This is a genomic window from Elusimicrobiota bacterium (assembly GCA_018816525.1).
GTDB lineage: Bacteria > Elusimicrobiota > Endomicrobiia > CG1-02-37-114 > XYA2-FULL-39-19 > OXYB2-FULL-48-7.
This window is the reverse complement of sequence record JAHIVV010000073.1, coordinates 1-8,009: the sequence shown is the minus strand read 5'-3', so window position 1 is coordinate 8,009 and position 8,009 is coordinate 1. Positions and strand designations below refer to the sequence as shown.

Genomic DNA, 8,009 nt, shown 5'->3' with positions numbered 1-8,009 from the left:
TGTGTTCTGTGCTTCCAACGAACCTTTTTGCCAGAAGAAATCTTTGGGATTGGCTAAACGCTCCGTTTCATGAAAAGAGCAAGGCTAATCTTAACAGCTTACAACAAACATTTGCTTTCGGCTAATTTGGACACCAATGACCCGCTGATTTTTTTAATGTCTTCCGTTTTTTTTGTAATATTCAATGCCTTCAATAAAAGTTAATACGTTTTTATGGCTAGTTCCTGGAGCAATGGAACTTGACGCGCTCAAGAACAATCCTGTTTCAGGCCCGTTATCAACCAACCATTTCATTTCATTTTTTACATCTTCCGGCGTGCCTTTAGGCAGCGTAGTAGTCACAGAAACTCCTGCATTGATCAGTAATGAATCGCCGTCTTTTGCTTTCATCCGGCATATTTTCTTATAATCCATCCCGTCCTCATACTGGAAACCCTGGAACCCTTTCACGCCGCAATCAATAAGCAGCGGGACCATTCCCATCAAATTTCCGTCACAATGCCATAATAAATTCATCCCTGTATTCATTACGGGTTTTATTGAGCGTTCAAAATGCGGAAACCATATTTTTTCAAGGCTTTTTATATCAACGAGCGTTCCCCTGGAATCAGCCATATCGTGGTCAAGCCTGTACATAAGCGGCAGCCCGCATTCAACAATTGCCCGGGCGGCTGCAGAATTATACAATTCCCAGTAATCCGCCTGGAGAATAAAATCTTTTTCAATTAACTCCGGATACAACGCATACGCCGTAAAATAGTTAACATATCCGTATTGAAAATATCTGAAACAGGGAAAACCGATGAAATCATAACCCGTCTTTAATATGGAAGGGCCAAGCTCCGATTGAATTTTAATCTCCTGGTCAATAATGCTTTCCGCGGGTTTGTCTTTATTAAAATCTTTAATAGACTGTTTTAACCTGGGTAACTCTATTTTTTCCAAATGTTCAGCTACTGCTTCAGGCGAATCAATTATCATGCCGTCACAAACAATGTTTTCAGCGCCCGTAGTTGAACCTTTTACAGTATCAGAATCATACCCTTCTCTTTTCATGCTTAATGGATTTCTGGGTATATACTGGTCAACAAAATTTACCCCAACATTATAAAGACACTTTAAATATGTCTGTTCAGGATTTTTAATGTACGCCCCCGGTGATACACCGGCAATCCGTTCCAATAATTCTATCTCCATTATATGAACTAACGCGGCAGGAATACCCTTGACGGATTTCCGGGCAATGGTGTCCATGACAAACCTCTGCGAATCAGATTCAATGTTAAATTTTTTAAGCGCCATATTATTCCTCCATTAATATTCCAGCCGCATTTCTGTAAAAAACATTATTTACATCTTCCCTGCCTAAACCAGCTGCTCTAGCGGCCTTTTTAAAAGCAAGAATTTCTTCATACAAAAAGAATGTATATTTTCCGGCTTCAACTCCCGCAACTTCCCTCATTTGCGGCTCGGAAGATATCCCTTTATAAAGGCCTTTGGGTACAAAGTTCACGTAAGAGTTATTTTCTGTAATTCTCTTCATCCTCATCCTTGTTATCGGAAGGTCGGAACCAAAAATTATCCTTCCAGGCCCGACAGCGTCAATAAACCGGCGCATTATCACACTGTTTGTATTCGCGCTAAAATCAAAAAATAAATTATTAGTCCTCTTCAGTATTTCAAAAGCATTTCCTCCATCATTTTCGCTGTAAGCTCTGCCTAAATGCGCTACTACAATCTTTGCGTTTGGATAGTTCTCATCAATTTCCTTTAACTGTTTCAAATTCAAGGGATCCTTAAGCCTTCCCGGGCGCGGTATATGCAAAATTACGATCCATTTGTTATCATGAGCCGCTTTAAGGTGCGCCTTCGGTAAAAAATCATATATCCTAATATCTTCGGATTTTATTTCTTTCGGCGCAAAATTAAAATAAGGTTTTAAACCGCTGAAACCTCCTGTTTTTACTTTGTTTTCCAGGCCTTCCCGGCTCCAGGACGGATCGCTGATTATCAGGCTCTTTAATCCGTATCCTTTTGCGGCTTCGCCTGCATAACTGTTTGTTTTACCGAGATTAATATCTCTTCCCGGCGATCCGAATATTACAGGTTCTACATTTTTCCCGGGAAAAAGCAATTCATAGGTAAGCAGTAAATCCTGTATGGAATTATCCCTCGCCACAAGGCCCGGCCACGCAGGACCGCGGTTTAAAGCGGGAACCTCTATTTCGAATTTTTTCAGCCAGGAATGCGTATGAATATCAATAATGTTTTTAGGAAGAAAATCCAAAAGTTCTTCATCGTAAATCTTCTTATCGCAGGGCTTTACCGGAAAAAGCTGCCATCTTTTAATTGTTTTTCTTCTTTGTGAATAATATCCTTCTCTTGCGATTACAGATGCCCCGGAAGCGCCTGTATATTCGCCGTGCACGCATTTTACAGGGACAGAAAGGATGTTTGACATAACTGCCGGCCAAACCTTGCTTCCGGAAGGCCCGCCAGCCATGTATATTTCATTTAATTCCATGCCTGACCGGGATAACTCCGCCATTTTATATTTCATAAGCTGGCAGGGCCAGCTCATAATAGAAAGGGCTGCTTGCAATTTTTCTGTTGCTTTAAGTTTTTCTTCCCACTTTAGAGGGTCTCTTGCGCATTCACAAGGTTTCATCCCTTTTTTTTGCGCTTCCAGCGCAAGTTTATCCAGCGTTTTATATTTGTTATTACCTTGCGAAATGTATTTGCTTATAAGTTTATCTATTACCTGGCCTAAACTCGTTATTGAAAACATGCCTGCCCAAGGCCCTTTCGGAAAAAGAAAAGGGTCTGAAAGCATGTTTTCTTGAAGAGCAGTCTTTCTATCTCTCAATGGATAAAAACCAACCCAGGAGGTACCGCAGGAAAGCAGAAGCTGCCCCTGAGAAACAACCCCGGCGCCTCTCGCGCAGGCAGGATGGTCAAAGGAGCCGAGCACAAGAAGAGTTCTTGTATTAAGCCCGGAAGCTTTTGCGCCTTCCTTTGAAATATTACCCAAAACCTCTCCGGAATTCATTATTTTCGGCAGATTTTTTTCTTTTATTCCGTAAATTTTCAAAAACGGCTCATGATAAATCCCCTTCTCCTGATTTACCAGATAAAACGGTGTCGCTGTAGAGCGGTCTATTCCTAATTTTCCGGTAAGAAGATACTGGACATATTCTGTGCTCATACAAACTGTCTTTGCTTTTTTAAAAATATCAGCTCTATCTTCTTTAAAAAAACCCAGATGCGCAGGAGGCAACATATCAAAAAGAGGCCATCCGACAACTTTATAGACCTCCTTTGCATTTAAGGCAGGAAAAATTTCTTTTACCCTGCCCTTCATTCTTTCATCCAGCCAGCAGATTATATTTGTAACAGGTTTCCCGTCTTTTCCAAGAAGCAGTGTATTGCCTGAAGCAGAGGCCATGGACAGGGCAGTAATATTTTTACCAACGGACAAATTCTTAATCAACCTGCAGACGACCAGATAGTACTCCCCGGGATTAATTTCATATAAGCCGTTTTTGGAAACAACAAAAGGAACAGGCAGTTTATTTTTACGAATTATTTTTCCAAAGTCATCCGTCAAAACTCCCTTTAAGGAAGAAGTCCCAAGGTCCATTCCAATGAAAAATGTTTTTTTAATTAATTTCATAAAACTGCATTTTTAGAGCTGTTGAAAACTGTCTTAGCTCCTCCATAATATCGCCTTCCGCAACATAAATATGATGGCCGCCTCCGGCCTGGCCGTATTTCTCGAGAAAAGCGGTAAGTTCCATCTTTGGCTTAATAACATAGTGGGGCATAGTGACATGCTTAAAAAGTTTGGCCTCTTTAATATCTGCCGGGGCCGCCACAAGTTTAAAACCTGTTTTTGTTTTGGAGATATTTACTAAAGTAACTTCTATAGGTTCGAATTCAAAACGATGATAAATCGAAAGATACTTGTTACCTAATGCTTTAGTAGGTACAAGTTCGCCCTTTTCCACTTCTTTTGCAAAACGAGGGTCAATCTCCCCCATATGCGCCATAAGCAGATTACCGTTTTTCCAGTCCGGGCAAAAAACCTCGCTGAACATGGCTTTTCTTGAAAGTATGTTTAAAGGTTTTGCCAGCAAAGCGGTAAGCACATCTCCTTCGCCGCCGTATCCGAAACCTTCACCCATAAGTTTATTTATTGCGTAAAAAGGCACGGCAAATTCTTTGATATCCAGGAAATTCATAGTATAAGCTTCTATGCCTTTTTCATTAAGTATATCCTTTAACGCGCAGTAAACGCGGATAGAATTTTTTAATGCTTTTTCATTCTTCTTTTTTACTAAATACTGCTTTGTCTCTTCCGTAAATATACGATTCACACGCGAGGAATCGATTTTTACGCTTTTTTTATATATGTCCGAAGGGTTTATTTTGAAGACTCTTGTTCCAAACTTATTTTTTAGGGCCGAAAACGGGACTGCAAAATCCCCCATCATGTCAAAAGGCCTGCCGGTTATACCGGCTGCCTGGCCCTTAAAAGCTTTTACGGCATTCCTGACTTTATTTCCACACCCCTCTTTCTCCAAATTTCTAATTATTTTTTCAATCTTTTTAAGAAAATTTTTATCTTTATAATGGCCGGCTATTACCTTATAATTTTTACCCAGAGAATTCAGGACGGATACCAGGTCCATTACCCCGTGAATACCGTGATTTTGCGTCACAAAATCTTTTGACATTTCTTTAAATGATCCCGCTATTGTAGTATCCAATAATATAACCGGCTTTCCAAAACCGGCAAGCATATTGGCAATGAGCAGGCTCGGAGAATAGGAAAGATGCAAGGTTACTATTGCATCAATTTTTTCTTTTTTAAATAATTCCGCCATGTTTTTGACTTCTGAAGGGAGAGTAATAATGGGCACCGTTACCACAGCAGCCTGTTTTGCAAGTTCTTTCTTTACAAAGTTGACAAAATGCTTAAACCCTTCCCTGGTGGCCGGATCAATATCGTCGTAAAGTTTCAAATAAAGAGGAACATACCCGATTTTCAACATTTTTTTTCTCCATTCATTTTTATAAGCGCTGCTCTCATTTTTGCGATTAGAAAATCCGTCATTTTTTTCGAAGCGATAATCGGCAGTTTTGTCAAAGCCGCAGGCGGACATTTTGCCTTGTAGGTATGAGCGCTGATATCAATGCATTGCGCATTAAGCAGCTCCGTGAACCTTATTGCCTGGACCTCAGTTTTAAAATATATTGAAATTAAAAGTTCCTGCCCTTCCACACAATCCACAAAAGCCGGGAACTCTTTTACGGTCTCTTTAACTTTATTCTCATAATACTTTCCTATCTCTCCGATATGCGCGCTGTTTTCCTGGGCAAAAGCCATCGTTATGAGGTAAGCCAGGGACGCTAATTCCTCCTGCCCATTGGTAACAAGCGCACCAAACTGGCTGAGGTTATCCATACCTGCGGTTGTGATAATCCTTGATGCAGCGTACTGCCCCCCCGGGAATCCTTTCCCAACTGCAACGAAATCCGGGTTAAGCCCGTACAATCTGAAGAGATACATTCCGGGATACCACATACAAGACTGAATTTCATCCACCAGCACGGGCGTGTCTCCAGCATGGCAAATTTCATAAGCCTGTTTTAAATATTCTTCCTTAAGCCGCATTCCACCATAGTTCATTATAATAATTTCATGCAGGAACCCCGCGGCTTTATACTTTCCCTGATTATACTTCGCAAACTTATTTTTAAAATCCTCTAGGTCATTTATTGCTACCGGGCATATTTCCATTATGCCGGCGCTGGAAACTTTCGCGTAAATTTCAGGCCATAAATCCCGCATCATCTGGGTAATGACCGTGGTTCCGTGATAGTTTGCCATCCTTCCGCCTTCCTTATCTCCCATCACGAAGAAAACAGGAACTTTACCGGTATATTCAGGTTCCTTAGAAGTTTTTTCTGCTTTATAGAATTTGGCAAGCATCATTTTAACACCCGCCTCTACAGCCAGAGACCCTGTTTCAAGATTAATGACTCTGTTTAAAACATGGGGAGCTTCCGAAGAAATAACATTGCAAAGCCCCTCTTTGTCGGAAAGAGCAAGCCCGTTTATCGTGCGTATTAGTTCAGCTTCAAGCAAACGCGTGATATAACCTCTTGTATTGTTGTGCGTGGCGTTTGTAATACCAAGAGACCGGGCATTATCAAGAAGTTTATAGCCGGGGAACGAATGGCCTAAAGGCGCGTGGTAATGCTCACTCTTTGCCGCTAAGTATACTTTCCCGTCCTCGCCCAATCTTAAATATCCCAAGCCCGATACCGGGCTCGCATTTAAGTTAGAAGCTTTTTTAAAAGAAGAAGTGCAAGCGCCTTCCTGCCCTGTTTTAACCGGCGGGATAAGTTCTAAACCAATCTTTTCAATAAAGCTTTCCACTTTATTGCTGAAACTTTCAGGATAAAATTCCACTTTTTCATTTGCAATCTTGGAAGCGGCGGATTTATCCTTTAACGAAAATATGGATGCCGCTTCAATAACACCTTCCATATATTCCCTGCCTAATAAATCTACCAGTGACAGTTTCAATGTTTTAATCATAGACGGTTATTACCCCTTCCTTGTAGATTCTCTTATTATAAGTTCGGGTTCCACTATAACAGCTTTTATTTTTCCTTTAGATCCTTCAATTCTTCCAAGTAAAATCTCGACAGCTGTTTGGGCAATTAATTTTGCTTTATAATTTATTGTTGTAAGCGGAACTTTGAAATAACTGCTTAACAAAATATTATCAAATCCCGAAACTTTTAATTGTTCCGGTACCTTTATTTTATGCTGTATCGCGCCCTCAATTATACCGAACGCAGTCCAGTCGTTGTAGCAGACTATTGCATCAGGCAATCCTGTTTTAATCATACTTTTAAATAATTCGAACCCGCCTTTCTGCCCTCTTTCATCCGTTTTGAATATCAAATTATCGCCTATTTTTATGCCTTGTTTTTCCAAATAGGCTTTAAAAGTCAAATATCTTTGGCTGTTTTCTATTCTCCCCTTTTCAGCTTCGGCATAGGCAAAGGTTCTTGCGCCAAGGCTCATTAAATGGTCAATTATTTGCTGGATTCCCTTCTGATTATTTATTGTAACTTTATCGTACAGGCTGTCATTAGAAACACCTCCGGTCCAAACTAAGGGTATCTTGTATTTTGTTTCAATATCTGAAGAAGAAATGGATTTTGAAACCAGGACTCCTGCAGCTCCATTTTTTATTACTCTTTCTATTGCCGAAATTTCTTCTTCCCTTGATTCACCGCTTGATGCAATAATAAGGCCGATTCCTTTTGAAGAGGTTATTTTTTCTAAATTTGAAATCATGTCAACATGAAAGGGATCGCTTAAATCAGGAGAAACATAACCTATTATTCTTTTAGCACCAGATTTCTTTATAACAAAACTACCAATAGAAGGAAGGCAGGAAATATAACCATCTCTTACAAGGAATCCTATGGCGCTTTTAATTGTAGGCCTGCTTACTTTGAATTCCTCTGATAACACAGTTTCGCTGGGAATTTTTGAGTCAAATGGATAATCGCCCTTTATAATCCTGTTTTTAAGTATGCCGGCTATTTTTCTATTTTTAAGAATTTGCTTGTTTTTCATAGTATTACCAGTAATATACTGGTAATATGATTGTACTATGTTTTCCTATTTTTGTCAAGGGCTAATTATATGAAGGCATATATCAGAAGGTGTGCTATTTGCATGTGCTATTTGCATAGTTGACTAAGGCATGAAAATAACGTAAAATGCGTCTATGTTTCTACCGACAACGTCAGACGAAATGAAGAAGCTGGGCTGGACTCAATGCGACATAATCCTTGTAAGCGGCGACACCTATTTAGACAGCCCGTTTATTGGTGTAGCCGTAATTGGGAATTTATTAACCAAAGAAGGTTATAAAGTCGGGATAATCGCTCAACCGGATATACAAAATGAACATACTGCG

At 40.0% G+C, this 8,009-nt stretch carries 6 protein-coding genes; 1 reads left to right on the top strand and 5 read right to left on the bottom strand.

All coding sequences use genetic code 11. The annotated features are described in order from the left end of the window. Positions 1 to 153: 153 nt before the first annotated feature. The 5 genes from KKH91_07125 to KKH91_07105 are packed head-to-tail and all read right to left on the bottom strand — an operon-like array spanning position 154 to position 7,663. Positions 154 to 1,302: a hypothetical protein gene (locus KKH91_07125; protein MBU0952573.1), complete on the bottom strand. Its 1,149-nt coding sequence runs from the start codon at positions 1,300 to 1,302 to the stop codon at positions 154 to 156. 1 nt (position 1,303) lies between these two features. Next, positions 1,304 to 3,673, bottom strand: a complete 2,370-nt coding sequence (locus KKH91_07120; protein ID MBU0952572.1) for an amidohydrolase family protein — start codon at positions 3,671 to 3,673, stop codon at positions 1,304 to 1,306. After that, on the bottom strand, positions 3,660 to 5,054 hold the full coding sequence (locus KKH91_07115) for a hypothetical protein (GenBank protein MBU0952571.1): 1,395 nt from the start codon (positions 5,052 to 5,054) through the stop codon (positions 3,660 to 3,662). The genes KKH91_07120 and KKH91_07115 overlap by 14 nt, the downstream gene beginning before the upstream one ends. Then, the gene (locus KKH91_07110; GenBank protein ID MBU0952570.1) at positions 5,048 to 6,607 is read right to left on the bottom strand and encodes an aminotransferase class III-fold pyridoxal phosphate-dependent enzyme; all 1,560 of its coding nucleotides are present in this window, start codon (positions 6,605 to 6,607) and stop codon (positions 5,048 to 5,050) included. The genes KKH91_07115 and KKH91_07110 overlap by 7 nt, the downstream gene beginning before the upstream one ends. A gap of 9 nt (positions 6,608 to 6,616) precedes the next feature. Beyond that, entirely contained in the window at positions 6,617 to 7,663 is a 1,047-nt protein-coding gene (locus KKH91_07105; protein MBU0952569.1) for a GntR family transcriptional regulator, read from the bottom strand. A gap of 154 nt (positions 7,664 to 7,817) precedes the next feature. On the opposite strand from KKH91_07105, the gene KKH91_07100 reads away from it, so the two are divergent. Continuing rightward, positions 7,818 to 8,009, top strand: a 192-nt coding sequence (locus KKH91_07100) for a YgiQ family radical SAM protein (protein ID MBU0952568.1), incomplete at its 3' end; no start/stop codon positions are given.

Coding starts and splice junctions, on each gene's coding strand:
- KKH91_07110 (MBU0952570.1), bottom strand. CDS start 6,607: ATGATTAAAACATTGAAACTGTCACTGGTAGATTTATTAGGCAGGGAA.
- KKH91_07120 (MBU0952572.1), bottom strand. CDS start 3,673: ATGAAATTAATTAAAAAAACATTTTTCATTGGAATGGACCTTGGGACT.
- KKH91_07115 (MBU0952571.1), bottom strand. CDS start 5,054: ATGTTGAAAATCGGGTATGTTCCTCTTTATTTGAAACTTTACGACGAT.
- KKH91_07125 (MBU0952573.1), bottom strand. CDS start 1,302: ATGGCGCTTAAAAAATTTAACATTGAATCTGATTCGCAGAGGTTTGTC.
- KKH91_07105 (MBU0952569.1), bottom strand. CDS start 7,663: ATGAAAAACAAGCAAATTCTTAAAAATAGAAAAATAGCCGGCATACTT.